Below are 25,625 nucleotides of genomic sequence, written 5' to 3'. Positions count from 1 at the left end.
ACATAGCCGATGCTAGGCTGACGCCAAGCAGAATTTGGGAGGGTTCACTATGGATATTATTTGGCTGGGACATGGCAGCTTTCGCATCGAAACATCGGGGCAGGTCCTGCTGGTCGATCCCTGGCTGACGGGGAACCCGTCATTGCCAGAAGATCAGCATGATGCGGCGGTGGCGGGTGCAACCCATATCCTGCTGACCCATACCCATTTCGATCATGTCGTTGATGTATTGCCACTGGCCAAACATCTGAATGTTCCCGTCGTGGGACAGTACGATCTGATGGGCTATTGGGCCGAGGCGGAAGGGATCGAAACAGTTGGTTTCAATAAAGGCGGCACAGTTGACCTTAGCGGCATCAAGGTATCTATGGTCCCAGCCTCGCACAGCTCGACCTTTTCAACCCCCGACGGATTGCGTACCGGTGGGACCGAAGTCGGGTATATGATCTCAACCGAGGGCAGAATGGTGTATGTCTCTGGCGATACCGATATCATGGCGGATATGGATTGGATGGGGGAATACTACAAACCCGATATCGGCATCCTATCCGCTGGCGGTCACTTTACCATGGACATGAAAGGCGCGGCCTACGCGGCCAAAAGGTACTTTGACTTCAAAACGATTATTCCGTGCCACTACCAAACCTTTCCGATTCTCGAACAATCAGCTCAGGCCCTGATTGACGGCCTGCCGGGCGTCGATGTGATCGAACCCGAAGTGATGAAAGCGATTTCTCTCTGATGCCCGCCACAGATTTCAGCGCCCAGGAATTTGCCGACCGTATCGCGAAGACCCGCGCAGCAATGGAACAGCAGGGGATCGAAACCCTGCTGATAACCGACCCATCGAACATGGCGTGGCTTACCGGTTACGACGGGTGGAGTTTTTATGTACCCCAGATGGTCATCCTGCCAGCGGAGGGTTCTCCACTATGGTGGGGGCGCACGCAGGACAAGGCTGGTGCAGCGCAGACCACATGGATGGATGTATCTGATCTTCTGGACTGGCCTGAAGAGCACGTTCAACACCCCGACCACCATCCCGTCGATTCCCTCGCCAAACTTTTGCGGGACCGCGGATGGACTTCGGCACTGGGTGTCGAAATGGACAACTACTATTACTCTGCCGCCAGTCATCGCATACTGCAGAACGCATTCGGAGACGCTGCGATTTTGGATGCCACTGGCCTGGTAAACTGGCAGCGCGCGGTCAAAAGCGACGCCGAAGTCGAAATGATGCGAAAAGCAGGGCGGCTTACCGCCCATATGCATCAGGTGTTGCGCGATGCATTCCGCGAAGGACTGCCAAAAAACCAACTGGTTGCCGAAGTTCAGGCTGCAGGCATCGCCGGATTACCGGGACTGGCCGGGGACTATCCCGCAATCGTTCCAATCGCCCCCTCAGGTACCGAGGCGTCTGCCTCGCACATCACCTGGAACGACAGACCCTTAACACGGGATGAGGCAACTTACTTTGAAATCTCAGGGTGCTATCGCCGTTATCATTGCCCGGCCAGTCGCAGCCTGTTTCTGGGTGATCCTCCGGAAGATATTCGCCGCGCTGAGGCTGCTGTGCTCAGGGCCATCGATGATGCCTTGAGCGCGGCGCGTCCGGGCACAACTTGCGAAGAGGTCGCGAACTGTGTCTACGAGAGTTTCGCCCGCGCCGGATATGTCAAAGCCAACCGCACCGGCTATCCGATCGGATTAAGTTACCCTCCCGATTGGGGTGAACGCACCATGAGCCTGCGGCCGGGTGACACGACCGAACTTCAGGAAAATATGACCTTCCATTTGATGCCTGGGCTCTGGACTTCGGATTGGGGACTGGCGATCACCGAGAGCTTTTTGGTTACCGCCAATGGTGGCCAGCCTTTGGCGGACATCCCTCGGGAGCTTGTGGTAAAATCCAAATGAATCAGTCTATTCGCCCATCGCCAGAGTTAATCGCGGTGGTGCGACGCTGGAATGACGCTGTTCGAACCAAAGATGGAGCAGCGCTCTACAACATGCTGTCGACGTCTGAGTACCTGCGATATCAAGGCTCAGCGGATGGGGAGATTTGGTCAGGCTCGCTATTCCGAAAGGGTTTCCCTGATCATGTGGCCGAAATTCCCGACTACAGTTGGGAAGAACACAGCCTAGAGGCATTTGAATGCGGTACAGTTGGTTGGGCCCATTGCGTTGCAACGCTTCGCTTTGCCACGAACCAAAAAGCAATGTTGCACAGGTTCACCTTCATCCTGCATCTCGAAGACGGTGTGTGGAAGATGGTGCACTGCCACGTGTCCAATCCGATCCCTAACATGGAAAAAATCGGTATCGAGCACAAAGCCTTGGACGCGCTGGTAGCAGCCGCACGCGACGGGTTTCGTCAGGATCAGCGCGAGGGCATGGCTTCGGTTATGTTCACTGACATCGTCAATTCATCGGCTATTGCCGACAAGCTGGGGGCCCGGATCTGGACCGATGCGGTCCAAAAACACTTTGAATTGGCTCGTGACGTCATTGAGGCTCAGAGCGGAACGCTGGTAAAGTCGCTGGGGGATGGAACCATGTCCAGCTTCTCGTCGGCGCGGGCGGCACTGATGGCCGCAGTCGACCTGCAGCGGCGCAACGCCAGCGAAGTGGCCGAGCCAACGCTGCAGATTCGCGTCGGCATACATACGGGGGATGTGATCCAGACCGATGACGATTTCTTCGGTACGGTAGTGAACAAAGCCGCCCGGATCGCGGCCTCAGCAGCACCGGGTGAGGTCCGTTTGTCCGACGCAACCCAGCTTTTAGTGGACGGGCAAGATGGGTTGACCTTTGGCACACCAAGATCAGTTTCACTGAAAGGTCTGCCCGGCGATCACACGATCTATAATCTGAGTTGGTAGCGCGCTAACGCCGTCCCGCGAAAAAATCCTTGAGCAATCGCTCGGCCTCTTCGGCACCGATCCCATCATAGATTTCAGGGGCATGATGTGCCTGCGGGTGCGAAAATACCCGCGCGCCGTGGGCGACGCCGCCTGATTTCGGATCGGATGCACCGTAGTACACACGCCGGATACGCGCGGCAGCCAGTGCTGCCGCACACATGGCACAGGGTTCCAGCGTCACATATACATCGTGATCCGGCAGCCGCTCCGATCCGGCCTGTGCACAGGCGGCGCGCAGCACCAATATCTCGGCATGGGCGGTGGGATCGTTCAACTCGCGCGTCCGATTACCTTCAGCGGCAACCACCTGACCGTCCGGTCCGATAATTACAGCACCCACGGGCACCTCCCCCCGGTCTGCCGCCGCCTGCGCCTGTTCCAGCGCCAGTTTCATGTGAGATCGGAACTCCATGCCTCTGACTGCCCCAGAAACCCGGCTTTCGCAAGCCGCCGGGATAGGCTATGGGCGGGGGATGACCAATACCCCTCCTCCCGGCGATCGGATCGCCAAAGTGCTTGCCCGCGCCGGTGTCGCCTCGCGTCGCGAGGCTGAACGCATGATCAAAGCCGGTCGTGTGACCGTGAATGGCAAACCCATCAGTAGCCCAGCGCTGAACGTGACGGCCAAGGACAGGATCACTGTCGATGGCAAACCCGTGTCCGAGCCCGAGCCATCTCGCCTATGGCTCTATCACAAGCCTCCAGGCCTTGTGACGACGGCGCGTGATGAAAAGGGACGCAAGACGATCTTCGACGATCTGCCAGAGGATATGCCGAGGGTCATGAGTGTCGGACGGCTCGACCTGAATTCGGAAGGGTTGCTGCTGCTCACCAATGATGGCGGCATCAAGCGCAAGCTTGAACTGCCCGCCACCGGATGGCTGCGCAAATACCGGGTGCGGGTTAACGGGCGCCCCAAGGACGAAGATTTTGCACCCCTTCGCAAGGGATTGGTCATAGACGGGGAACGGTTTCAGCCCATGACCGTTACATTGGACCGCCAACAGGGTGCCAACGCCTGGCTAACCATCGGTCTGCGCGAAGGCAAGAACCGCGAGATTCGCCGAGCAATCGAAGATATCGGCTATGCGGTAAACCGGCTTTTGCGGATTTCTTATGGCCCGTTTCAGCTTGGTGACCTGAAATCCGGTGAGGTTGAAGAGATTCGTCGGCGTGTTATGCGTGACCAGCTGGGGATGGACGGTGAAGAAAGCGGCAAGCCAACCGTCAAACGCCCTGCCCGGCCTCAGCGCAAAAGGCCGACAATCGGCAAGAAACTTCGCAAGTGACGCGGCTTAAGTAACCTTCCCCCTAGCGCCAAGCCATCGCATCGCCTAAATTTTCTGTGATAGCGACAGTTTGGGGGCACCATGTCCGGGACCGGAGTACAAAAATTGGCGTATGCAGCGCTGTTGGTGCTGTTGTTCGGCGTCTGTACTGGCGTGCTTGGGGGCTTGTAAGGGCATGGCCAAAAGGTTCGGTGGGAAATTCAGCCCTCAGGGTGCGTCGTCAGACCAAGATCAACCCTCTCGTGGACAGTTTGACGGAGCTCGGGTCGAACCGGCGGGTGCACGCGCGAACCTCCTATTTGTGCCCGCAATTCCGTTGGCATTCCTGTCACTGAACGACGGCGCTATCGGAATGACAATTGGTTTGATCGCTGCAGGTCTGCTGACCGCCGCCGCATTCTTGCTGCGCGAAGGGCTGCGAGCGGAATCTGCATACAATGCCAAACGTACCGCCCGCCGCCCGGCCTTCCCCCGCAAAATCTTCTCAAGCGTCCTGACTGGGCTGGGCACGGCATTGGCCGCATATCGAACAGAGTTTCTAGACGCAGAAACCGCAGTTCAGGCCAGCCTGTTGGCACCGGTTCTGTTTGGGGTTGTTGCCACTGCATTACATTCGGTGTCCTTTGGCATCGACCCCTTGAAAGACAAAGGTATGGAAGGCATCGACACCTTCCAACAAGATCGCGTGGCGCGCGTTGTTGAGGATGCGGAATCTCACCTGACCCAAATGACAGACGCGATCAAACGCGCCGGAGACCGTCGGATCGAAGCGCGTGTCGAGCGGTTTCAAGATACCGCCCGCGATTTGTTCCGAACGGTCGAAGAAGACCCACGTGATCTGGCGGGCGCGCGGAAATATCTGACGGTTTACTTGCAGGGCGCACGCGATGCGACGGTGAAGTTCTCGGACGTCTATGCTCGTACCCGCGATGCGCAGGCGCTGGCAGATTATTCAGCCCTGCTGGACGATCTCGAACAGAATTTCGCGGCGCGGACGCGAAAGATGCTATTGGATGACCGCAGTGATCTGACGGTTGAAATTGATGTGCTGCGTGACCGGCTGCAGCGCGAAGGCGTCCGGTTGGATTGACCGGCTTTTATGTAAGCGAGGATTACCCCATGTCCGATGAGATCAAGAACAAGGCAGTCGAGGCTGAAACGCTGGTGCAAGAAGTCACCGCCGTCGCCCTCCCTGAGCCGCAGGCTGAGATTGTGCCGCTTGAAGACGCCGACGAACCGGTTGGCGCCGAAATCCGCAAGCGGATGGGTGAGATTGACATGGGCGACACAAACTCGATCGTGTCATTTGGATCATCCGCACAGGCGGAATTGCAGGAGATCAGTCAGGCGATGCTGGCCGATGTCCGCAATAAGGATGTGGGCCCGGCAGGAGACAGCCTTCGCAATATCGTAACGACGATCAGAGGTTTCTCTGTCAGCGAATTAGACATTCGCCGCGAGCGTAGCTGGTGGGAAAAACTGCTAGGCCGCGCAGCACCCTTTGCCAAGTTCACGGCGCAGTATGAGGACGTTCAAAGCCAGATCGACCGGATCACAGACGACCTCTTGGGCCATGAGCACACCTTGCTGAAAGATATCAAGTCTCTGGATCTGCTGTATGAAAAGACGCTGGAATTCTACGATGAACTCGCGCTTTACATCGCTGCGGGTGAGGAGAAGCTGACCGAACTAGACAGCCATGACATTCCCGAAAAAGAGGCCGAGATTCAGGCCGCACCCGAAGACCAGCAGGTGATGAAGGCGCAGGAATTGCGCGACCTGCGCGCCGCACGTGACGATCTGGAACGCCGGGTCCACGACCTCAAGCTGACCCGTCAGGTGACGATGCAGTCGCTGCCCTCTATCCGCTTGGTGCAGGAAAACGATAAGTCGCTGGTGACCAAGATCAATTCAACCCTCGTCAACACCGTGCCGCTTTGGGAAACCCAGCTGGCACAAGCGGTAACCATCCAGCGCAGTGCTGAAGCTGCAGCCGCAGTACGTGATGCCAATGATCTGACCAACGAGCTGCTGACCTCGAACGCGGCCAACCTGCGCGAGTCTAACAAGATGATCCGCGAAGAGATGGAGCGTGGTGTCTTCGACATCGAAGCCGTCAAACAGGCCAACGCTGACCTGATCGGTACGATCAACGAAAGCCTCGCCATTGCGGACGAAGGCAAAGCCAAGCGCGCCGCCGCCGAGGAAGAATTGAAGAAGATGGAGGCCGAGTTGCGCGACACGCTCGCCTCGGCCAAAGCGCGACAGGACGGGATCGGTGACAATGCCGGAACGGCTGTCCCCGGATAATGGAAACAGCGGGCGTGCGGCCATTACATCGCGCTAGGAATGTAGCATTGGTAGTTTCGCTGCTGGCATTAGCTGGCTGCGAAGAGGCCTTGACGACGTCCATCGCTCCGGAACCCCGCCCGGAGCAACCTCAGGGCTTGAGCAATGCCTATCAGCCCCCTTCGCCCGCCAGCCTCGACCTCGCGCGGTACTATGAAAGCGTTCAAAACAACCTGCTGACGCGCGGGCTGTTGCGCACCGATGGTGGTGGGCCGGATACGCCCTACGACGCCGATGACCTCGCACGGAATTTCGAAACCATTGCGTTTTATAATGAATATCCGGGGGAGGCTGTCTCGAGCGGTAGCAGAAGAACCAGCCGACAGTTAAGTCGCTGGTCGTCACCCGTACGCATCAAACCCGAATTCGGACCCTCAGTCGCGCCAAACGTTCGCCAGCAAGAGACTGCCCGAATTGACGCCTATGCCAACCGTTTGTCGCGGCTGACTCGACATCCGATCTCGACCACCACCCGGAATGCGAACTTTCACGTATTCGTGGCGGGTGAAGATGATACCGCCTATGTACAAGCCCGGTTGCGACAACTGATCCCCGGCATAGGACAGGCGCAGCTTGATCTCTTCGACAAACTGCCGCGGTCTTTCTATTGTTTTGTGTTTGCGTCGGCATCGAACAGCGCGCCTCAGACTTATACCCGGGCTGTTGCCCTGATACGGGCAGAACATCCCGATCTGGTGCGCCTGAGCTGCGTTCATGAAGAGATTGCGCAAGGATTGGGGCTTCCGAATGACAGCCCATCGGCCCGACCGTCGATCTTCAATGATGACGACGAGTTCGCCCTGCTCACCAGCCATGACGAAAAACTACTGACGATTCTTTACGACCCGCGCTTGAAAGCGGGCATGACCGCTGACGAGGCACGTCCGGTGGTCCGTATCATTGCACGCGAATTGATGGGGCAGTCGCTCTGACCCCGAAGACAGGAGAAATCCAATGGGAATTTTTGATTTTCTGACCGGCGAATTCATCGACGTCATCCACTGGGTTGACGACACCCGCGACACGATGGTCTGGCGGTTCGAGCGTGAGGGCCACGAGATCAAATACGGTGCCAAGCTGACAGTGCGCGAAGGTCAGGCGGCTGTGTTTGTGCATGAGGGGCAGCTGGCGGATGTGTTCACGCCCGGACTCTACATGCTTGAGACAAACAACATGCCGATCATGACGACGCTGCAGCATTGGGATCATGGTTTCCAGTCTCCGTTCAAGTCTGAAATTTACTTCGTTAACACGACCCGGTTCAATGACCTGAAATGGGGCACCAAGAACCCGATCATGCTGCGCGATCCCGAGTTTGGGCCAACACGCATCCGGGCCTTTGGCACCTATACGGTGCGGGTCAAGGACCCGGCGAAATTCCTAGTAGAGATCGTAGGCACCGATGGTGAATTCACCATGGACGAGATCAGCTTTCAGATCAGAAACATCATCGTGCAGGAATTCAGCCGCGTCATCGCAGGCTCGGGCATTCCAGTTCTCGATATGGCCGCGAACACCGCCGATCTGGGAAAACTGATCGCAGCCGAGGTGTCACCGGTGCTGGATGGGTATGGTTTGAGTATGCCCGAATTCTATATCGAGAATATCTCGCTCCCACCTGCGGTCGAGGCGGCTCTGGACAAGCGCACCTCGATGGGTTTGGCGGGCGATCTGGGCAAGTTCACTCAGTATTCCGCTGCCGAGGCCATGACAGCGGCTGCCAATAACCCCGGTCAGGGCGGTGGCATGGGTGCCGGTCTTGGCATGGGGATGGGCATGGCGATGGCGCAGCAAATGTCGAACATGGCAGCGGGTCAGCCCAGCGGTCCCTGGAGCGGTTCCGCCCCCGCTGCACCGCAAGCGTCAGCGCATGCGGCACCGCCACCCCCGCCACCCGTCGAGCATGTGTGGCATATCGCGGTGGATGGCCAGACTAGCGGACCATTTTCCAAAGCCAAGATGGGTCGTATGGCAACCGACGGTGAGATCACGCGTGATACCCACGTCTGGACCGCCGGTCAGGACGGTTGGAAAAAGGCGGGGGACGTACAAGAATTGGCGCAGTTGTTCACCATCTTGCCACCGCCGCCACCGGGCGCCTGACCCGATATTAGGCTATCCATGACCAGGATTCTGTAATGGCAAAAGTCGAACACCGTTTTCCTTGCGAACAATGCGGGGCGGATTATCGGTTCAATCCCGGTGACGGAACGCTCACCTGCGATCACTGCGGTCATTCCGAGGCCATTGGCGCGGGCCCGTGGGGAGGGGCCAGTTTACGTGAACTCGATTTCGACACGGCCATCGCGGATCGCCTCCCCGATAGTGAAATTGAAGAAACTCATGTTCTTACCTGCCCCAACTGCGCAGCACAGGTCGAATTTGACCCGAACACACACGCCGCAGAGTGCCCATTTTGTGCGACACCTGTCGTCACAGATACCGGTGTAAGCCGCCATATCAAGCCACGCGGTGTGTTGCCCTTTGCACTGGACGAACGCTCGGCGCACCAAGCCATGGGGGATTGGCTGGGGCGACTGTGGTTTGCGCCCAATGGGCTGAAGGAATACGCCCGCAAAGGCCGCAAGATGCAGGGCATCTACGTGCCCTACTGGACATTCGATGCCGATACCAAGTCGAGTTATCGGGGCGAACGTGGTGTCGTCTATTACGAAACTCGAACCGTGATGCGGGATGGAAAGCGCGTTCAGCAGCAGGTTCCCAAGGTGCGCTGGTCGCCAAAGTCCGGACGCGTGGCGCGGTTTTTTGACGATGTTCTGGTGTTGGCATCACAATCCCTGCCCAAATCCTATACGGATGCGCTGGAACCCTGGGATCTGCCTGCACTTGAGCCCTATCAGCCCGAATATCTGGCTGGATTCCGTGCCGAAGCCTATACGGTCGAATTGCAGGAAGGATATCAGGAGGCGCGCGGTCACATGGCGCGCGTGATCGAGCGTGATGTACGGTTTGATATCGGTGGCGATCGTCAGCGCATCCACGCTGTCGATACGGAAGTCCGAGATGTCACGTTCAAACATATCCTACTGCCGGTCTGGATGGCAGCCTATAAATACCGGGGCGAGACCTATCGCTTTGTAGTGAATGGCAGAACCGGGCGCGTTCAGGGTGAGCGCCCCTGGTCGGCGATCAAGATTACCATCGCTGTGGTACTGGGCCTGCTGGTTGCTGCTGGTGTCGGTTATCTGGTTGCAACCGGCCAGCAATAAAGAGAACACTCGTGTCAGATAGCGCGTTGGATGGGGGAAATTGACTTGCACCTTGACGCTCTGAACGCTCTTTTAACTCAGCGCCACTCGTGCCGTGCCTTTTGCTCAGACCCTGTTCCCCGTGAACAGATTGAACAGATCGTCACCAGCGCAACGCGTGTTCCAAGCTGGTGCAATGCGCAACCCTGGCAGCTTACAATCACCAGTGGCACTGAAACTGACCATTTTCGCGAAGCGCTGCAGCGCGAGACACAACAGGCCAGCCCAAACCCGGACCTGCCCTTTCCAACCAGGTATTCCGGTGTCTATCAGGATCGTCGGCGCGCATGCGGCTGGGCGTTATACAAAGCGGTCGGCGTCGAAAAGGGTGATCGCACCGCTTCGGCGCAGCAAATGATGAAAAACTACACTCTATTCGGAGCCCCACACTGCGCCATCCTATCCAGCCCCACCGAGCTGGGCCCATACGGTGCCATGGATTGCGGAGGGTTTGTGACAGCATTCGCATTGGCGGCACAAGCCTTGGGTGTGGCCAGTATCCCTCAGGCGGCGGTTGCGGCTTATGGTCCGTTTCTTCACCGGTATTTCGATATTCCAGATGACCGGATTGTTTTATGTGCGATCTCATTCGGATATCCAGATAAAGACCATCCAGCTAACTCTTTCAGAACAGGACGGGCCGCTCTGGATGATATCGTTGATTGGCGTGAATAAACACCAAGAGTAGGAATTGCAGATGCGCGCGCTGCTTCAAAGAATTTCCAGTGCCTCTGTCACAGTCGAGGGCACGGTGATTGGACAATCCGGTCCGGGGTTGATGATTTTGGTCTGTGCGATGCAAGGGGATGATGAGGCTCAGGCCGAACAACTGGCTAACAAGATCGCAAAGCTTCGCATCTTCAAAGACGATGCAGGTAAAATGAACCGTTCGATCTTGGATATCTGCGGCTCAGCACTGGTAGTCAGCCAATTCACTTTGGCCGCTGACACGTCACGCGGTAACCGCCCGGGATTTTCCGCTGCGGCCCCGGCAGCAGAGGGCGAACGACTTTATGAAGCGTTTGTTCGCAACCTGTCCTCACTGGGCATACCAGTCAAAACGGGATCATTCGGGGCTGACATGGCTGTAGAACTGGTCAATGACGGACCCGTGACAATTTGGATGGAAAGCTGATGCAAGCCTCTCAACAGATTCAGGATATTTGGAGCGCCGGTGTGGCGGCTGTCGATGGGTACACCGCGACGTTGGAAGCGATCCAAACGATGGAACGGCCAGACCAGATACTGGCCGTTGGCAAGGCGGCGGGTGCGATGGCCCGCGCTGCAGCGAACCAGTTCGGAGCGGTCCCCACGTTGGTCGTTACCAAAGATGGCCATAGCGATGGCCTGCCAGCGCATGTTGATGTCATCGAATCCTCTCATCCCGTACCCGATGATCGTAGTCTGGCCGGGGGAAAGGCATTGCGCGAAACCGTTGAGAGCATGGAACATGATAGCAGTCTGTTGCTACTGGTATCTGGCGGCGCGTCCTCTCTGGCCGAGGATTTGATGCCCGGGTTCTCGCTGGACGATCTTGAAGCCCTGAACCAAAGATTGCTTGGCGATGGATTGGATATCAGAACGATGAATGCTGAGCGGCGCAAACTATCGCGCATTAAGGGCGGAGGACTGCTGTCCAGTTTTCCCGGGAAAAAAGTGACCGTTTTGGCGATCTCGGATGTCCCCGGAGACGACCTGGGCGTGATTGGATCCGGCATCGGAGCGTTGCCAGATGCGCCGCGTTTTGCCGCCCAGACCTCAATAATCGCTTCAAATGCGCACGCACGTAACGCGGCTGCCCAAACTGCAGAGCAAGCTGGCTTTGACATCCTCGCCAACGCGGAGGCACTGCACGATGACTACCTATCAGTCGCGACCGCCATAGGAGAACGACTGCGTCACATGCCCAAAGGCGTGATGGTTTTTGGAGGAGAGCCAACCGTCGTTCTTCCGGACCAACCCGGGCGCGGCGGACGAAATCAGGCCCTAGCGCTGGCTTTGGCGCACGAAATTGAAGGGCAACGGGACATTACTGTGATCGTTGGTGGAACAGATGGCACGGATGGGCCAACGGACGCAGCCGGTGCTATCGTTACCGGCGAAACATGGTCAGACGAAGCGCAAGAATACCTCAACAACGCGGATAGCGGCAGCTTCCTAGCCAAAGCAGGTGCGTTGCTGGTTACGGGGCCTACAGGGACCAATGTGATGGACTTGGTGATTGCAATACGGAATTGATCTGACATCTTGGCCCGGTTGCTATCGGTCAGGAGTTCAGAGATATGGCACCGCCCTCCAACGCACTTCGCGAGATCGAAGAAATCCCTGATATGGGTATCACCATGCCAGATGGCTGCCGCCTTTCAGCCCGGATCTGGCGCCCGATCGATGCGGGCGAAGACCCGGTTCCTGCCATTGTGGAACATCTGCCATATCGCAAACGCGACGGTACCACTGCACGTGACGCCTTAACCCATCCTTGGTTTGCCAAACGTGGATATGCCTGCGTACGCGTAGATATGCGCGGCAACGGTGACAGCGAAGGGTTGATGGAGGATGAATACACTCAGCAGGAATTGGACGATGCCGTCGCAGTAATCCAATGGCTAGCCGATCAATCCTGGTGTAGCGGCACGGTCGGGATGATGGGTATCAGTTGGGGCGGGTTCAACTCATTGCAGGTTGCCGCGATGCAGCCCGAGCCTTTGAAGGCAATCATTACGCTTTGTTCGACCGCGGACCGGTATGCCGATGACATACATTACAAAGGCGGATGCCTGCTGAATGAAAATCTGGGCTGGGGCGCGACAATGTGGTCCTACTCCTCTCGTGCTCCGGACCCTGATCTGCGGTCAAACTGGCGTGAGCTGTGGTTGGATCGGTTAGAGAATGAGCCTTTCCTGCCCTCCGTCTGGCTGCGCCACCAAACACGTGATGCCTATTGGCGCCATGGTTCCGTCTGCGAGAAATTTGATGCCATTCAAGCGGCCACCCTGGCGGTTGGAGGCTGGGGTGACGCTTACAAGAACACTGTGCCATTGCTGGTTGAACAGTTGAACGCGCCGGTCAAAGGTGTTGTTGGCCCTTGGGTGCACAAATATCCTCATTTCGCAGTTCCTGAACCTCGCATCGGTTTTTTGCAGGAGGCCCTAAGGTGGTGGGACCATTGGTTAAAGGGAAAGGATACAGGTGTCGAAGATGATCCAGACTACCGCGCTTATGTGATGAACGGTGTGCGTCCGGCGCGCTGGTACAAAGAGCGCGCAGGACGTTGGATTGCCGAGGATGAAGGCGCGACATCGCATTTGCCAACCCTGACGATGCAACTGACCGATGCTGGCCTTGGGCACGAAGGGTCACTGAACACCTCAATCCGATCGCCACATACCTGCGGTCTTGAAAGCGGCGAGTTTTGTGCGATTTGGCTAGGTCCGGATATGCCTGGGGACCAGAGGGGGGACGACGCGCTTTCAGCCTGTTTCGACAGCGACCCATTGGCAGCCGACATCGAGATTGTGGGCGCACCCAAAATTCGGCTCCGCCTGAGTGCTGACAAACCTCAGGCGCAGATTGCTGTTCGGCTGAATCATATACACCCGGACGGTGCTTCGACGCGGATCACATATGGGGTGCTAAATCTGACGCACCGCGACAGTCATGCAGATCCCACCCCCCTAATACCCGGTCAGACCTACGCTATAGAACTGGACCTGGATCACATCGCTTATCGAATACCGAAAGGGCACCGCTTACGCGTGGCGATCTCGAGCGCCTATTGGCCGTTAATCTGGCCTTCGCCGGAAACTGTCGAGCTTCAACTGACCGAAGGCGACATAATCATTCCAACGCGTCCACCGGGTCAATCAAACGAATACAACTTCGCCCCTGCCGATGCAGAAACTGCGAATCCCGTCAGTGTCCTTCGAGAAACGCAAAATTCCCGGCGTGTGGAATTGGATATGACCACCGGCGAAACCCACCTGATCATCGAGGATGACTTTGGCAAACTCCGTGACGAAACGCATGGGCTGATCACCGGAAGCACCGCAACAGAAAAGTGGTCGATTCACCCCGACAAACCCCTATCGGCGCGGGGCAATTGTCGTTGGACACAAGAACAGCAGCGCGGTGAATCGTTCCTATTCACCGAAAGCGTTTGCGAGATGTGGTCCGATGATAAGAACTTTTTTGTTCGAGCGGAGATACGCGCCTTCGAAAATAACGAATTGGTCTATTCAAAAACGCTCGAAGACACGGTGCCGCGCAATGAAATGTAAGTTTTGAAGCTTCAGACGAAAGATTTTCACTTGCCCACCACCCTGAATTGCCCCTACTTTGACTCATGCGTCAATAAAAAGTCCAACAATGGACCGAACATCCAATCAACTGGGAGATCTCTGGATGAACGAACAACTCACTCACATGTCAAAGCAGGTCACGGCTGGAAAGCTGACCCGCCGTGAATTCATGGGTAAAGCAGCGGCACTAGGTGTCTCAGCCGCAATCGCAAGCACTATGTTTGCCGATGCCGCACGTGCGGCTGGCCCGAAAAAGGGCGGCGATCTGAAATTCGGTTTGCAGGGCGGTGAATCGACCAACTCACTTGATCCGGCAACCTACGCAAGCTCAGTCCCGTTCCAGAACGGCAAGCAGTTCGGCGACCAGCTTGTCGAAGTGGCGCCCGACGGCACCATCGAGCCGCGCCTGGCCGAAAGTGTCGAAGGCAGCTCGGACGCCAAGGTCTGGACCTTCAAATTGCGCCAAGGTGTCGAGTTCCATAACGGCAAAACCATGACCAGTGAAGACGTGCTGAAGACCATGGAGCGCCACTCGAACGAGGATTCCAAATCCGGTGCGCTCGGCATTATGCGCGGTATCGAATCCATGAAGGCCGATGGAGATAATTTCCAGGTTACGCTTAGCGAGCCAAATGCCGACCTGCCCTATCTGATGGCCGACTATCACCTGATCATTCAGCCCGATGGAGGCATGGACAACCCAGGCGCGGGCATCGGTACCGGCCCATACAAACTTGAAGTGGACGAACCGGGTGTACGGCACCTGTTCACAAAGAATGAGAACCACTGGAACAGTGACTACGGCAATTTCGACAGCGTCGAAGTCGTTGTTATCAACGATGCGACAGCTCGAACCGCCGCGCTGCAATCCGGTCAGGTCCACGCGGTCAACCGTGTTGAACCGAAAGTTGCCGATCTTCTGGGACGTGCGCCCAACCTGACGGTACACTCAACCGCCGGCCGCGGACACTATGTGTTTATCATGCACTGCGACACGGCTCCGTTCGACAACAACGAGCTGCGTCTGGCCTTGAAACACGCGATTAACCGTCCGGATCTGGTAGACAAGGTTCTGCGGGGATACGGCTCAATCGGAAACGACATGCCGATTAACGCCGCTTATCCGCTGTTCGACGAAACCATTCCACAGCGGGAGTTCAGCGTCGAAAAAGCAGCGGAACACTATAAGAAGTCCGGCCATGACGGCTCGCCTATCATTATGCGCGTCGCGGATGGTGCCTTCCCGGGTGCCGTGGATGCAGCAGCCCTGTTCCAACAGACGGCCGCGCAGGCTGGTATCCCACTTGAGATCAAGCGAGAGCCAAACGATGGCTACTGGTCCGAGGTTTGGAATGTACAGCCCTTCTGCGCCTCGTACTGGGGTGGACGTCCTGTACAGGATCAGATGTACACGACCGCGTACCTGTCTACTGCGGACTGGAATGACACACGGTTCAAGGTCCAAGCCTTTGACGACCTGCTCTTCTCGGCCCGTGCCGAGCTGGATGCAGAAAAGCGCAAGGGCATCTACAGCCAGATGGGCATGATGATTCGCGACGAAGGCGGCCTGATCTGCCCGATGTTCAACGACTTTGTTGAAGGCGTCAGCAACCAGCTGGACGGCTGGGAATCTGATCCCACACAAGAAATGATGAACGGCAACATGTCCCGCAAAATGTGGTTCGTCTAATACGGGCAACGGATAATGCATCCTATCATCAAATTGGTTTCCCAGCGCCTAGCGCTGGGATTCCTATTGCTGCTCGGCGCTTCGGCCTTGATTTTTGGCCTGACCGAAGCCCTTCCCGGAGACGCCGCGCAAGCCGTCCTGGGGCAGTCCGCAACCCCAGAGGCCCTTGCTAACCTGCGCGAAGAGATGGGTTTGAACCGCCCTGCCCTGACCCGCTATTTCGAATGGCTGGGAGGCATTTTTCAGGGCGATCTTGGCCAATCCTTGACAAACAAGCTGGATATTTCTGAGAGCATTGGAAAACGCCTTGGAAATACACTGTTTCTGGCATGCGTCGCTGCCATCGTTTCCGTTCCACTTGCAATCTTTCTTGGACTTCTGGCCGTGCGTTATCGCAACCGCTGGCCGGATAAACTGATCTCTGCCATCACGCTCACAACGGTTTCGATACCGGAATTTCTGATCGGCTACGTGGTGATCTACTACATCTCAGTGAAACTGGGCTGGTTCTCCTCGCTAGCGATGGTCAACGATTCAATGTCGTTTGGGCAAAAGCTAAATGCCATTGCTTTGCCAGCCTTCGTACTGACGCTGGTGGTCCTGGCGCAGATGATGCGCATGACACGCGCTGCCATTCTTAATCTTATGCAATCCGCCTATATTGAAACGGCTGAACTAAAAGGTTTGAGCACCTTTCAGGTTATCGCCCGGCATGCCTTTCCCAACGCGATTTCACCTATTGTGAACGTAGTCATGCTGAACCTGGCCTATCTGGTCGTAGGTGTCGTAGTGGTCGAGGTTGTCTTCGTCTATCCCGGTATGGGGCAGTACCTCGTAGATGCCGTGACAAAGCGTGACGTGCCTGTTGTTCTGGCCTGCGGTGTGGTGTTTGCAGCCGTGTATATCGGCCTGAACATGGTCGCGGATATCGTGTCGATCCTTGCCAACCCAAGACTGAGGCATCCGAAATGATAAAGAACATTCCTCTTTCGGCACTGATTGGCCTTATGTTCACCGGCGCCTATTTCTTTGTGGCGATCGCCGCGCCCTTGATCGCGCCTTATGGAATGGCAGAAGTGGTCGGCGACGTTTGGGAGCCGAGTAGCTCCGAGCATCTGCTGGGCACGGACAATATCGGCCGCGATCTGCTAACCCGCATGATCTATGGCGGGCGCACAACAATCTTCATTGCCGCAGCTGCAACACTTCTCAGCTTTCTGACGGGAACGTCATTGGGCCTACTTGCTGCAGTTTTGGGCGGATGGGCCGATCAGGCGCTTAGCCGGACGGTCGATCTGATCATGTCGATCCCTACGCTGATCCTGGCGCTGGTTGTTCTGGCAATCGTTCCGGTAACCGTTCCGATCCTGATCCTTGTGATGGGCCTGTTGGATGCGACCCGACCATATCGTCTGTCGCGATCTGTCGCCGTGGATATCAACGTGATGGACTACGTCGAAGCCGCCAAACTGCGCGGTGAAGGACGCAGGTGGATCATTTTCCGGGAAATCCTGCCGAACGCTCTATCGCCTCTGGTGGCCGAGTTCGGTCTGCGGTTCATCTTTATGGTCCTGTTCATCTCGACGCTTTCGTTTCTGGGCCTTGGCGTCCAGCCGCCCTTGGCGGATTGGGGCGGCATCGTGAAAGAGAATAAGGACGGCATCGTCTACGGTATTGGCGCCGCGCTCTACCCTGCAGTGGCCATCGCCACGCTAGCGATCTCGGTCAACCTTGTTGCTGACTGGGTTCTGAACCGTACCACATCGCTGAAAGGAGGCCGAGGATGAGTGATACCCTTCTCAAGGTCCGCGACCTCAAGATCGGCGCGACCGTCTATCCGCCGGGTGAAAAACCCCATGATATCGAAATCGTGCACGGGGTCAGCTTCGACCTCGCGCCCGGCAAGGTGTTGGGGTTGATCGGTGAATCCGGAGCTGGCAAATCGACCATCGGTCTGGCCTCGATGGCCTATGGCCGGGGCGGCGTTAAGATCACCGGTGGCGAGGTTTGGGTCAACGGCCGTGACATCATGAAGTCAGCGCTGGGTGATATCCGCAACCTGCGCGGCGGCGAGGTGTCTTATGTCTCGCAATCAGCAGCCGCTTCGTTCAACCCCGCCAAAAAGATCATGGATCAGGTGGTCGAAGCTGCAGTCGAACATAAGAAATTCTCACGTAAAGAGGCCGAGGCCCGCGCGCGCGAATTGTTCGCCAAGCTAGGCCTGCCCGATCCGGACAATATCGGTGATCGATACCCGCACCAGGTTTCGGGCGGTCAGTTGCAACGCTGCATGACAGCGCTGGCGTTGTGCCCTGAACCAGATCTAGTTGTGTTCGACGAACCTACCACGGCCTTGGACGTGACCACTCAGATCGACGTCCTGATGGCCATCAAGGAGGCCATCGCCGATACAGGTGTCGCTGCGTTGTACATCACGCATGACCTTGCAGTTGTCGCACAAGTCAGCGACGACATCATGGTGCTGCGGATGGGCAATACGGTCGAGTATGGAAACACCGATCAGATCATCAACAATCCGCAAGAAGAGTATACTCAGGCGCTGGTTTCGGTTCGCTCGATTGAACACGAAGAAAAGCAGCCCACTGCGGACCCGGTGCTGAGCGTCGATGGTGTTACCGCGCGCTACAAAGGCTTGAACTTCGACGTTCTTCACAACGTCAATGTTGAGCTTCATCCAGGGCAGACATTGGCTGTGGTGGGTGAATCCGGCTCAGGCAAGTCGACGCTGGCCCGTGTGATCACCGGGTTGCTGCCGCCGCGTGATGGCGAGATCACCTTTGCCGGTCGGAAACTTAGCCCCGACTTGAAGGGCCGTTCACTTGAAGATCTGCGCGAGTTGCAGATGATCTATCAGATGGCGGATGTCGCGATGAATCCGCGGCAAACAGTCGGTACGATCATCGGGCGACCGTTGGAGTTTTACTTCAACATGCGCGGTGCTGAGAAACGCAAGCGTATCGTAGAACTTCTGGATGAGATCGAACTGGGCGAGAAGTTCATCGATCGCTACCCTGCCGAACTTTCTGGTGGTCAGAAGCAGCGGGTCTGCATCGCGCGTTCATTGGCGGCCAAGCCCAAAATGATCATCTGTGATGAGGTCACCTCGGCGCTCGATCCACTTGTGGCAGATGGCATCCTCAAATTGCTGCTGGACTTGCAGAAAATCGAGGATGTGGCCTATCTGTTCATCACCCACGATCTGGCGACGGTGCGCGCCATCAGTGACAGTATTGCGGTGATGTATCAGGGCCGCGTGGTCCGCTATGGACCCAAGTCGCAGGTGCTGAGCCCACCCTTCGATGACTATACCGATTTGCTGCTCAGCTCGGTGCCCGAAATGCATCTGGGTTGGCTGGAAGAGGTTGTCGCCCATCGCAAAATGGAAAGTGCGGGCAACTAGTCCCGGACTTATCCCGAACATTGCATGATGTTTGGAAATCTCGGCGTTTGACTGAAAACAAACGTCGGGATTTTACAATTTAGGGCGCAAATGGGCAGCCCCGTGCAAGCGAATCCCCTAGGGTCGCGACAACCAATACTTCGAAAAGAATAGGGCCGGACAATGGACCGCAAACTGCTTTTGATCATTCTCGACGGTGTGCCGTGGCGCAACTTTCGCAGACTGTTTGGCAATCTTGAAGGATGGGTCGACAGCGGCGATGCGCGGGTTTGGAAACTGCGCTCTGTCCTGCCTTCGACATCAGCCAGTTGCTACGCTTCGATCCATACCGGTGTCACACCGCAAGAGCATGGCTGCACCGGTAATGGCAACGTGTTTCGGCTGCCCCACAAGGACGTCTTCAGTCAGGTACGACAAGCGGGCGGTGTGACCGGCGCGGTGACGCATAGCTACTGGTCGCAATTCTTCAACCGTCACCCCTTCGACTACGTTCGTGATGTGGAATATGACGAGCCTGACAGCAAGACCATCAACCATGGCCGGTTCCATTCGATGACTGGCTACGGCAAAGCCAACCAGATGACGCCATCCGACGTTGATCTGTTCGCCACGCTGACCAACCTCTGCCTTCGGTTTGGGCTGGATTACGGTATTCTACACACCTGCACGCTGGACAGTTTGGGGCACCGTTTCTACCACGACTGCGAGGAAATGGACCACGCCTGTTTCGTCATGGACGAAATGCTGGCACCATTCATCCCGCGTTGGCGGCAGCTTGGCTACGATGTCATCGTAACCGCCGATCATGGCCAAGATGAACGCGGCCATCATGGCGGGCGCGGCCCGCTACAGCAGGAAACGGCTCTTTACTATTTTGGTGACGCCGAAGGGCCTGACACCGAGACCGTGATCGACCAGCTTCAGCTTGCGCCAACCATACTACAGCGCGTCGGTGCGCCTGTGGCAGATACTATGAAGGCCAAATCGTTCCTGAACTGAGGCACTTGTTAGTCGTAAGCCCAGATCCCCTGCCCTAGCGCCTCAATCGCTACCGAGATACGCTCAAAGCTGTCAGCGGCGCGCCTGACCGAAGTTCGGGCGCGCAGATACCCATGAACCAACCCCGGTTCATTAATGCAATGGGCCAACCCACCTGCCGCATTTATATGCTTACAATAGGCCGGTCCGTCATCCCGCAGTGGATCGCAATCAGCCGTCACAACAACCGTCGGCGGGAGGCCAGAAAAATCATCATCCTGCAACGGAGCGAATGAGGGATCGTTATCCGGTGCAGGCCCACCGCAGCGTACAGTTTGGTAGAACCGGATGTCGTCCAGGGTCAAAAGCGGCGCATTTGCATGTTCGATATACGAACCCTTTGACATGTCACCGCCCAAACCAGGATAGATCAGAACCTGACCCAGCACGTTGTCCAATCGCCCTCGGGCATAATGCGCAACGGTTGCAGCCAGATTACCGCCTGCACTGTCTCCCGCCAGAACGATTGGATCGCCATATTCCTGGACCACCCAGCTCACAGCAGTCCAACTGTCCTGAAACTGCGCCGGGTGCACATATTCAGGGCACAGGCGATAATCGACAGAGATGATCCGATAGCCAGTCTGAACACAGATTTCAGCACAGACATCGTCATGACTGTCCAGACCGCCCACGACGAACCCACCGCCGTGAAAGTAAATCACATTTCGAGTGGGATCACCGGCAGTGTAAACGCGAACAGGCACGCCATCGGCGGACCTGTCCTGAACATCAACGCCCGGAGGTCGCGGTTGGCGAAAATCCTGACACATCGTGTCATAGACCCGACGTTGGTCAGCAATGGACATTTCGACCGTATCATCGGGATAGCTCTCGGCGGTACGCCGGATGAAATCCCAGGTCTCTTCGTCGATCAGACGTTCATAGTCCATTGTCCCTCCAAATTATTCAGACCACTCCCACGGTCGGGTAAACGAACCCAGCACCTTGGCCACATCGTCCTCGGACGCGCCGTTCGCGTCAAGCTGCGCGACGAGCCCGCGTTTCTTGTCGTCGATGACAGAAACGACCCGTGCCGCGACGCCGGCGGCTTCCAGAGCACCATTGTATATACGCGTGATCGCGTGCTTGCGCAGATCAGGCTTAAATACTTTGCCTACTGCGGTTTTCGGCAGTTCATCGAGAATGGTCAAATGCTTGGGCTGTGCAGCGCGTTCGTGGACGTGAACCTTACAGAACTCCAGCAGCTCTTTTTCCGTGGTAGAGGCCCCTTCGACCAGTTCAACAAACGCACATGGCAGTTCGCCTGCGTGTGCATCCGGTTGACCGATCGCGCCGGCAAAGGCGACAGCTTCGTGCCCCAGCAGCGCCTCTTCAATTTCGGCGGGGTCGATATTGTGGCCGCCCCGGATGATCAGGTCTTTAGCCCGACCTGTAATCCAAAGATAACCATCCTCATCAAAACGGCCCAGATCGCCCGTGCGCAGGTACTTGTCGAAATGGTAGAGATCTACGTTCTTATCGACCTCGGTGTAGGTGTTGCCCGCATAAACGCCAGGGTTCGAGATGCAGATTTCGCCGACCTGATCGACACCGCATTCGGTCGGACCATCTGGCCCGTCCTGAAGGATTTTGACATCTGTATATGGGAACGGAATACCGATCGAACCGATCTTTTTCTCTCCATCCACCGGGTTGCACGAGACAAGGCAAGTGGCTTCTGTCAGGCCATATCCTTCGACGATGGTCACGCCTGTGGCCTCTTCGAACCTGCGGAAGAGTTCAACCGGCAGCGGAGCCGAGCCCGAAAACGCGGTTTTGACGGATGAGATATCCGCATCCACCGGGCGTTGCATCTTAGCTGAAATCGCGGTGGGCACCGTAATAATGAACGAGACTTTCCAGCGCTCGATCAGCTTCCAGAAATTGTCGAAGACACCGTCACCGCGATACCCTGCAGGTGTCGGGAATATGACATGCGCACCCGACGATACAGCCGCCATCACGATCACATGCACCGCAAAAACGTGGAACATCGGTAGCGGGCACATGATGACATCGTTTTCGTCAAACAGCAGAGTCTGCCCCAGCCAGCCGTTGTAGATCAGACCGGAATACTTGTGCTGCGCCACCTTCGGCATACCCGTGGTGCCGCCGGTGTGGAAATAGCACGCGACGCGATCTTCCTTGCTGTCTTCGAAGGTCAGCGTTTTTGGCTGCTTGTTCAGCTCAGCAATGAAATTCTTATAGGTCGCGTGGGCCAGCTTTTCCTTGTCACCCATCTTGGGGCGCAGGAACGGCACCAGCCAGGATTTTGGCGGCGTCAGATAACGGTTCAGGTCGATCTCGAGAATCGTGTGAACGCCGGGTGCGTGGCGCACAGCCTCTTCAACCTTTTGGGCCACGTCCGTCTTGGGGAAGGATTTCAGAGTGACTACGACCTTCGCCTTGGTCTCGCGCAGGATCGCCGCAATCTGTTCGGGTTCGAGCAACGGGTTGATCGGATTCACAATCCCCGCTACCGCTCCGCCCATCATCGTGACCAAGGTCTCGTTACAGTTGGGCAGCACATAGGCCACCACATCCTTTTCGCCGATCCCAAGCGAGCGGAACAGATTGGCCGCCTGATTGACTTTGCCCAGCAGCTCCGACCAGGTCAGCGTCTCTGCTTTGTCGGTCGGGCCAGATAGCAACTGAAAGCTGATCGCCTTGTGGTTCGGGAACCTGCCCGCCGTCCGCGACAAAAGCTGGTGGAAGGTCACGGGCAAATCCCGGTCCTCCCATGGCATCTCCTGCTCCATACGCGCCTTGTCTTCGATTCCCACAAAGGCCATGTGGCTCCTCCCCTGATCTCTCTCCCGTGTCATGCGCGGGTTTTCGTTGCCTCCAAGATGGAAGCAAAACTCAACTCGCGCAAGCAAGGGCTTAGCGATCAGCTGTGAGAAAATGTAGAATGACGCAACGGCGATTCCGGATGTGCCGGTGCGTCACTTTATTCTGCGGCCACCCCGTCGGTGAACTGCAAGCGCGCCAATCGGGCATACAAACCGTCCTGCGACACCAGATCGTCATGCGTTCCCTGCGCCACAATGCGCCCGGCCTCAAGCACGATAATACGGTCCGCCTTCTTCACGGTCGCCAGACGGTGCGCCACGATCAGCGTGGTACGCCCGGCCCGCATATTATCGACAGCCCCCTGCACCGCGCGCTCGCTTTCTGCGTCGAGTGCCGAGGTGGCCTCATCCAGCAGCAGGACCGGCGCGTCGCGCAGAATGGCGCGGGCGATGGCGATGCGCTGTTTCTGCCCACCCGATAGCATCACGCCGCGTTCACCCACAAAGCTGTCGTAGCCCTCAGGTAGCGCCGAGATGAATTCATGCGCAGCAGCGGCGCGCGCCGCTGCCTCAACCTCGGCATCCGAAGCATCCAGACGGCCAAAACGAATATTTTCTCGCGCCGATGCGGCGAATATAACCGGATCCTGTGGAACCAACGCGATGTGCTGGCGAAAATCGTTGCGGTCTAGTTCGCGCAAATCAAGCCCGTCGAGGCTTACCTGCCCAGAATCCGGATCATAGAACCGCTGGATCATCTGGATCACGGTTGTCTTGCCTGCGCCGGAGGGTCCGACAAAGGCAACGGTTTCACCGGGGGCGATCTGCAGTGAAAACTGATCCAGCGCTACCACGTCTGGGCGTGCGGGATAGTGGAAAGTCACGTCGTCAAAGCGAATCTCGCCCCGCACCGGAGCTGGCAGCGTCTTGGCTTGCGCAGGGTCGTTAACCGTATCCTCTGCGTTCAGAAGTTCGACCAGCCGCTCAGTTGCTCCGGCTGCGCGCTGCAGTTCGCTCCAGATTTCCGAAAGGGCGGCGACCGAGCCTGCCATGATGATCGAGTAGATCACGAATTGGATCAGAACACCTTCGGTCATCGCTCCATTGCGCACGTCATTCGCACCCATCCACAGCACGCCGACGATACCAGAAAACACCAGGAAAATTACGATCACAGTAAGGACCGCACGGGTCTGAATACGGCGCAGAGAAACTTCGTACGAAGTTTCTGTCATTTCGCCAAATTGCGCACGGCTGGCTTGTTCATGGGTGAAGGCCTGTACAGTTTGCACCGCCCCAAGCGCCTCACCTGCATTGCCAGAAGACGCCGCGATCCAGTCCTGATTTTCCCGGCTGATGGTCCGCAATCTGCGGCCCAGAACCAGTATAGGCACGATCACCGCGGGGATTAGCAGCAAGACCATGGCTGTCAATTTGGCCGATGTCAGCAACATCAAAATCAGCCCGCCAACAAACATCAGCATGTTGCGCAACGCGATCGATACCGATGATCCCAGAACCGATTGGATCAGCGTTGTATCGGTCGTGATCCGGCTGAGCACCTCTCCAGTCATTATCCGTTCATAGAACTCGGGGCTCATACCAATCACGCGATCGAAGACAGCCTTCCGGATGTCAGCGACAACACGCTCGCCCAGCCGCGTCACCAACGCATAGCGAATACCCGTCCCGATCGCGAGAATGCCTGCAATACCAAGAGCTGCCAGAAAGTACCAATCCAGCAACTCGCCATCTTCGATGCGAAAATTGTCAACGACCCGGCGTACTGCCAGCGGCAGCGTCAGCGTCATACTCGCCGTCAAAATCAACGCAAGTGTCGCGCCAATCATCAGTAATCGGTAAGGCTCCATGAAGGGCCACAACGATGCCAGAACACCTATTTTTCTGGATCCCGCGCGCTCTTCCTGAGTGCCCGAAGCCGGTTTGTTCGCTGGACTGGCGGAGCGTGAATTTGCCATGTCTGGCCCTTACGTTGTGGTCATTCGCCCCAAAACGGGCGTCAATCACTGCTTCTTGGCGGCAGCGACGGTTATGGTCAAGCTGAAGGCAGAGATTTGCAGCCCGATAAGGGCCATTTGACGCAACTGGCATGGGGAAAGAACTGGAGCGGGCGGCGTGAATCGAACCCGCGTCATTAGCTTGGAAGACAAACGCTTTAATTCAAATTATTTTGTTTTTTATTAAATATTTAAGGAGAAATCTCTTCTGATTTTGTAGGTCATGTGTCGGAAGGGATTTCTTGGAGCGGGCGGCGGGAATCGAACCCGCGTCATTAGCTTGGAAGGCTAAGGTCTTACCACTACACAACGCCCGCTCAAGTACAGCACCTCCTATTTCATGTGAATATGGAGGTCAAGTGGAACCACCCGAGAGTAAGAAAACAATTCAACCTTCCGGTAGTTTTGTTTGCTATTAAAACATCGATGATCCAATTCGACATCAGGAAAGAATGCATCTCTAGTCATGGCACAACAGGTCCAAACCGGCTGTTGACCACCACACTCGGTCGCTGCACTGCGGCCCGTCGAACC

General features: G+C 56.7%; 22 protein-coding genes and 1 tRNA gene. 18 read left to right on the top strand and 5 right to left on the bottom strand.

What is annotated here, in order from left to right; all coding sequences use genetic code 11:
- Positions 1-49 precede the first annotated feature (49 nt).
- Genes ACR0MQ_RS05290 through ACR0MQ_RS05280 form a run of 3 tightly spaced genes read left to right on the top strand, consistent with a single transcriptional unit; the run spans position 50 to position 2,882 of the window.
- Positions 50-742, top strand: a complete 693-nt coding sequence (locus tag ACR0MQ_RS05290; protein WP_480455641.1) for a metal-dependent hydrolase — start codon at positions 50-52, stop codon at positions 740-742.
- Positions 742-1,917, top strand: a complete 1,176-nt coding sequence (locus ACR0MQ_RS05285) for a M24 family metallopeptidase (protein WP_480606468.1) — start codon at positions 742-744, stop codon at positions 1,915-1,917. Before ACR0MQ_RS05290 ends, ACR0MQ_RS05285 begins: the two co-directional genes overlap by 1 nt.
- Positions 1,914-2,882 carry an adenylate/guanylate cyclase domain-containing protein gene (locus ACR0MQ_RS05280; RefSeq protein ID WP_480606467.1) on the top strand — a complete coding sequence of 323 codons (969 nt, stop codon included), beginning with the start codon at positions 1,914-1,916 and terminating at the stop codon, positions 2,880-2,882. The genes ACR0MQ_RS05285 and ACR0MQ_RS05280 overlap by 4 nt, the downstream gene beginning before the upstream one ends.
- Before the next feature lie 4 nt (positions 2,883-2,886).
- On the opposite strand, the gene ACR0MQ_RS05275 is transcribed toward ACR0MQ_RS05280, so the two are convergent.
- Positions 2,887-3,336: a nucleoside deaminase gene (locus tag ACR0MQ_RS05275; protein WP_480606465.1), complete on the bottom strand. Its 450-nt coding sequence runs from the start codon at positions 3,334-3,336 to the stop codon at positions 2,887-2,889.
- Here ACR0MQ_RS05275 and ACR0MQ_RS05270 point away from each other — a divergent pair.
- From ACR0MQ_RS05270 to ACR0MQ_RS05200, 15 genes are all read left to right on the top strand, one after another.
- Positions 3,335-4,213: a pseudouridine synthase gene (locus ACR0MQ_RS05270; RefSeq protein ID WP_480606462.1), complete on the top strand. Its 879-nt coding sequence runs from the start codon at positions 3,335-3,337 to the stop codon at positions 4,211-4,213. The genes ACR0MQ_RS05275 and ACR0MQ_RS05270 overlap by 2 nt on opposite strands.
- A gap of 175 nt (positions 4,214-4,388) precedes the next feature.
- Positions 4,389-5,303, top strand: coding sequence for a 5-bromo-4-chloroindolyl phosphate hydrolysis family protein (locus ACR0MQ_RS05265; protein WP_480606459.1), 915 nt, complete (start codon positions 4,389-4,391; stop codon positions 5,301-5,303).
- A 29-nt stretch (positions 5,304-5,332) separates the two neighbouring features.
- Positions 5,333-6,523 carry a toxic anion resistance protein gene (locus ACR0MQ_RS05260; RefSeq protein ID WP_480606456.1) on the top strand — a complete coding sequence of 397 codons (1,191 nt, stop codon included), beginning with the start codon at positions 5,333-5,335 and terminating at the stop codon, positions 6,521-6,523.
- Positions 6,523-7,494, top strand: coding sequence for a DUF2927 domain-containing protein (locus tag ACR0MQ_RS05255; RefSeq protein ID WP_170772899.1), 972 nt, complete (start codon positions 6,523-6,525; stop codon positions 7,492-7,494). Before ACR0MQ_RS05260 ends, ACR0MQ_RS05255 begins: the two co-directional genes overlap by 1 nt.
- A 22-nt stretch (positions 7,495-7,516) precedes the next feature.
- The gene (locus tag ACR0MQ_RS05250; RefSeq protein WP_170472619.1) at positions 7,517-8,665 is read left to right on the top strand and encodes an SPFH domain-containing protein; all 1,149 of its coding nucleotides are present in this window, start codon (positions 7,517-7,519) and stop codon (positions 8,663-8,665) included.
- A 35-nt stretch (positions 8,666-8,700) separates the two neighbouring features.
- Positions 8,701-9,792, top strand: a complete 1,092-nt coding sequence (locus ACR0MQ_RS05245; RefSeq protein ID WP_170772895.1) for a TFIIB-type zinc finger domain-containing protein — start codon at positions 8,701-8,703, stop codon at positions 9,790-9,792.
- Positions 9,793-9,822: 30 nt separating this feature from the next.
- Entirely contained in the window at positions 9,823-10,506 is a 684-nt protein-coding gene (locus tag ACR0MQ_RS05240) for a nitroreductase (protein WP_170772893.1), read from the top strand.
- Positions 10,507-10,528: 22 nt separating this feature from the next.
- The gene (dtd, locus tag ACR0MQ_RS05235) at positions 10,529-10,966 is read left to right on the top strand and encodes a D-aminoacyl-tRNA deacylase (RefSeq protein WP_170772891.1); all 438 of its coding nucleotides are present in this window, start codon (positions 10,529-10,531) and stop codon (positions 10,964-10,966) included.
- Positions 10,966-12,069 (top strand): DUF4147 domain-containing protein, encoded by a 1,104-nt coding sequence (locus tag ACR0MQ_RS05230; RefSeq protein ID WP_170772889.1) that lies wholly within the window; start codon positions 10,966-10,968, stop codon positions 12,067-12,069. Before dtd ends, ACR0MQ_RS05230 begins: the two co-directional genes overlap by 1 nt.
- Before the next feature lie 44 nt (positions 12,070-12,113).
- Entirely contained in the window at positions 12,114-14,108 is a 1,995-nt protein-coding gene (locus tag ACR0MQ_RS05225; RefSeq protein WP_480606450.1) for a CocE/NonD family hydrolase, read from the top strand.
- A 124-nt stretch (positions 14,109-14,232) separates the two neighbouring features.
- On the top strand, positions 14,233-15,819 hold the full coding sequence (locus ACR0MQ_RS05220) for an ABC transporter substrate-binding protein (RefSeq protein WP_170472636.1): 1,587 nt from the start codon (positions 14,233-14,235) through the stop codon (positions 15,817-15,819).
- Positions 15,820-15,834: 15 nt separating this feature from the next.
- Entirely contained in the window at positions 15,835-16,791 is a 957-nt protein-coding gene (locus ACR0MQ_RS05215) for an ABC transporter permease (protein WP_170772885.1), read from the top strand.
- Positions 16,791-17,606: an ABC transporter permease gene (locus tag ACR0MQ_RS05210; RefSeq protein ID WP_480606725.1), complete on the top strand. Its 816-nt coding sequence runs from the start codon at positions 16,791-16,793 to the stop codon at positions 17,604-17,606. The genes ACR0MQ_RS05215 and ACR0MQ_RS05210 overlap by 1 nt, the downstream gene beginning before the upstream one ends.
- A complete protein-coding gene (locus ACR0MQ_RS05205) occupies positions 17,603-19,240 on the top strand; it encodes an ABC transporter ATP-binding protein (RefSeq protein WP_480606447.1) in 1,638 nt (545 codons plus the stop codon). Before ACR0MQ_RS05210 ends, ACR0MQ_RS05205 begins: the two co-directional genes overlap by 4 nt.
- Before the next feature lie 162 nt (positions 19,241-19,402).
- Positions 19,403-20,239: an alkaline phosphatase family protein gene (locus tag ACR0MQ_RS05200; protein ID WP_480606444.1), complete on the top strand. Its 837-nt coding sequence runs from the start codon at positions 19,403-19,405 to the stop codon at positions 20,237-20,239.
- An 8-nt stretch (positions 20,240-20,247) separates the two neighbouring features.
- On the opposite strand, the gene ACR0MQ_RS05195 is transcribed toward ACR0MQ_RS05200, so the two are convergent.
- From ACR0MQ_RS05195 to ACR0MQ_RS05180, 4 genes are all read right to left on the bottom strand, one after another.
- A complete protein-coding gene (locus ACR0MQ_RS05195) occupies positions 20,248-21,171 on the bottom strand; it encodes an alpha/beta hydrolase (protein WP_480606441.1) in 924 nt (307 codons plus the stop codon).
- Between the two features lie 12 nt (positions 21,172-21,183).
- Positions 21,184-23,073, bottom strand: a complete 1,890-nt coding sequence (locus ACR0MQ_RS05190) for an acyl-CoA synthetase (protein ID WP_170472648.1) — start codon at positions 23,071-23,073, stop codon at positions 21,184-21,186.
- A 158-nt stretch (positions 23,074-23,231) separates the two neighbouring features.
- A complete protein-coding gene (locus ACR0MQ_RS05185; protein WP_480606438.1) occupies positions 23,232-25,052 on the bottom strand; it encodes an ABC transporter transmembrane domain-containing protein in 1,821 nt (606 codons plus the stop codon).
- Between the two features lie 282 nt (positions 25,053-25,334).
- Positions 25,335-25,408, bottom strand: a tRNA-Gly gene (locus tag ACR0MQ_RS05180).
- Positions 25,409-25,625 lie beyond the last annotated feature (217 nt).

It is taken from the genome of Ruegeria sp. AN6, assembly GCF_056540425.1.
The sequence above is the reverse complement of the archived record's forward strand: the minus strand, read 5'-3'. Positions and strand labels throughout refer to the sequence as shown.

Coding starts and splice junctions, on each gene's coding strand:
- ACR0MQ_RS05290 (WP_480455641.1), top strand. CDS start 50: ATGGATATTATTTGGCTGGGACATGGCAGCTTTCGCATCGAAACATCG.
- ACR0MQ_RS05285 (WP_480606468.1), top strand. CDS start 742: ATGCCCGCCACAGATTTCAGCGCCCAGGAATTTGCCGACCGTATCGCG.
- ACR0MQ_RS05280 (WP_480606467.1), top strand. CDS start 1,914: ATGAATCAGTCTATTCGCCCATCGCCAGAGTTAATCGCGGTGGTGCGA.
- ACR0MQ_RS05270 (WP_480606462.1), top strand. CDS start 3,335: ATGCCTCTGACTGCCCCAGAAACCCGGCTTTCGCAAGCCGCCGGGATA.
- ACR0MQ_RS05275 (WP_480606465.1), bottom strand. CDS start 3,336: ATGGAGTTCCGATCTCACATGAAACTGGCGCTGGAACAGGCGCAGGCG.
- ACR0MQ_RS05265 (WP_480606459.1), top strand. CDS start 4,389: ATGGCCAAAAGGTTCGGTGGGAAATTCAGCCCTCAGGGTGCGTCGTCA.
- ACR0MQ_RS05260 (WP_480606456.1), top strand. CDS start 5,333: ATGTCCGATGAGATCAAGAACAAGGCAGTCGAGGCTGAAACGCTGGTG.
- ACR0MQ_RS05255 (WP_170772899.1), top strand. CDS start 6,523: ATGGAAACAGCGGGCGTGCGGCCATTACATCGCGCTAGGAATGTAGCA.
- ACR0MQ_RS05250 (WP_170472619.1), top strand. CDS start 7,517: ATGGGAATTTTTGATTTTCTGACCGGCGAATTCATCGACGTCATCCAC.
- ACR0MQ_RS05245 (WP_170772895.1), top strand. CDS start 8,701: ATGGCAAAAGTCGAACACCGTTTTCCTTGCGAACAATGCGGGGCGGAT.
- ACR0MQ_RS05240 (WP_170772893.1), top strand. CDS start 9,823: ATGGGGGAAATTGACTTGCACCTTGACGCTCTGAACGCTCTTTTAACT.
- dtd (WP_170772891.1), top strand. CDS start 10,529: ATGCGCGCGCTGCTTCAAAGAATTTCCAGTGCCTCTGTCACAGTCGAG.
- ACR0MQ_RS05230 (WP_170772889.1), top strand. CDS start 10,966: ATGCAAGCCTCTCAACAGATTCAGGATATTTGGAGCGCCGGTGTGGCG.
- ACR0MQ_RS05225 (WP_480606450.1), top strand. CDS start 12,114: ATGGCACCGCCCTCCAACGCACTTCGCGAGATCGAAGAAATCCCTGAT.
- ACR0MQ_RS05220 (WP_170472636.1), top strand. CDS start 14,233: ATGAACGAACAACTCACTCACATGTCAAAGCAGGTCACGGCTGGAAAG.
- ACR0MQ_RS05215 (WP_170772885.1), top strand. CDS start 15,835: ATGCATCCTATCATCAAATTGGTTTCCCAGCGCCTAGCGCTGGGATTC.
- ACR0MQ_RS05205 (WP_480606447.1), top strand. CDS start 17,603: ATGAGTGATACCCTTCTCAAGGTCCGCGACCTCAAGATCGGCGCGACC.
- ACR0MQ_RS05200 (WP_480606444.1), top strand. CDS start 19,403: ATGGACCGCAAACTGCTTTTGATCATTCTCGACGGTGTGCCGTGGCGC.
- ACR0MQ_RS05195 (WP_480606441.1), bottom strand. CDS start 21,171: ATGGACTATGAACGTCTGATCGACGAAGAGACCTGGGATTTCATCCGG.
- ACR0MQ_RS05190 (WP_170472648.1), bottom strand. CDS start 23,073: ATGGCCTTTGTGGGAATCGAAGACAAGGCGCGTATGGAGCAGGAGATG.
- ACR0MQ_RS05185 (WP_480606438.1), bottom strand. CDS start 25,052: ATGGCAAATTCACGCTCCGCCAGTCCAGCGAACAAACCGGCTTCGGGC.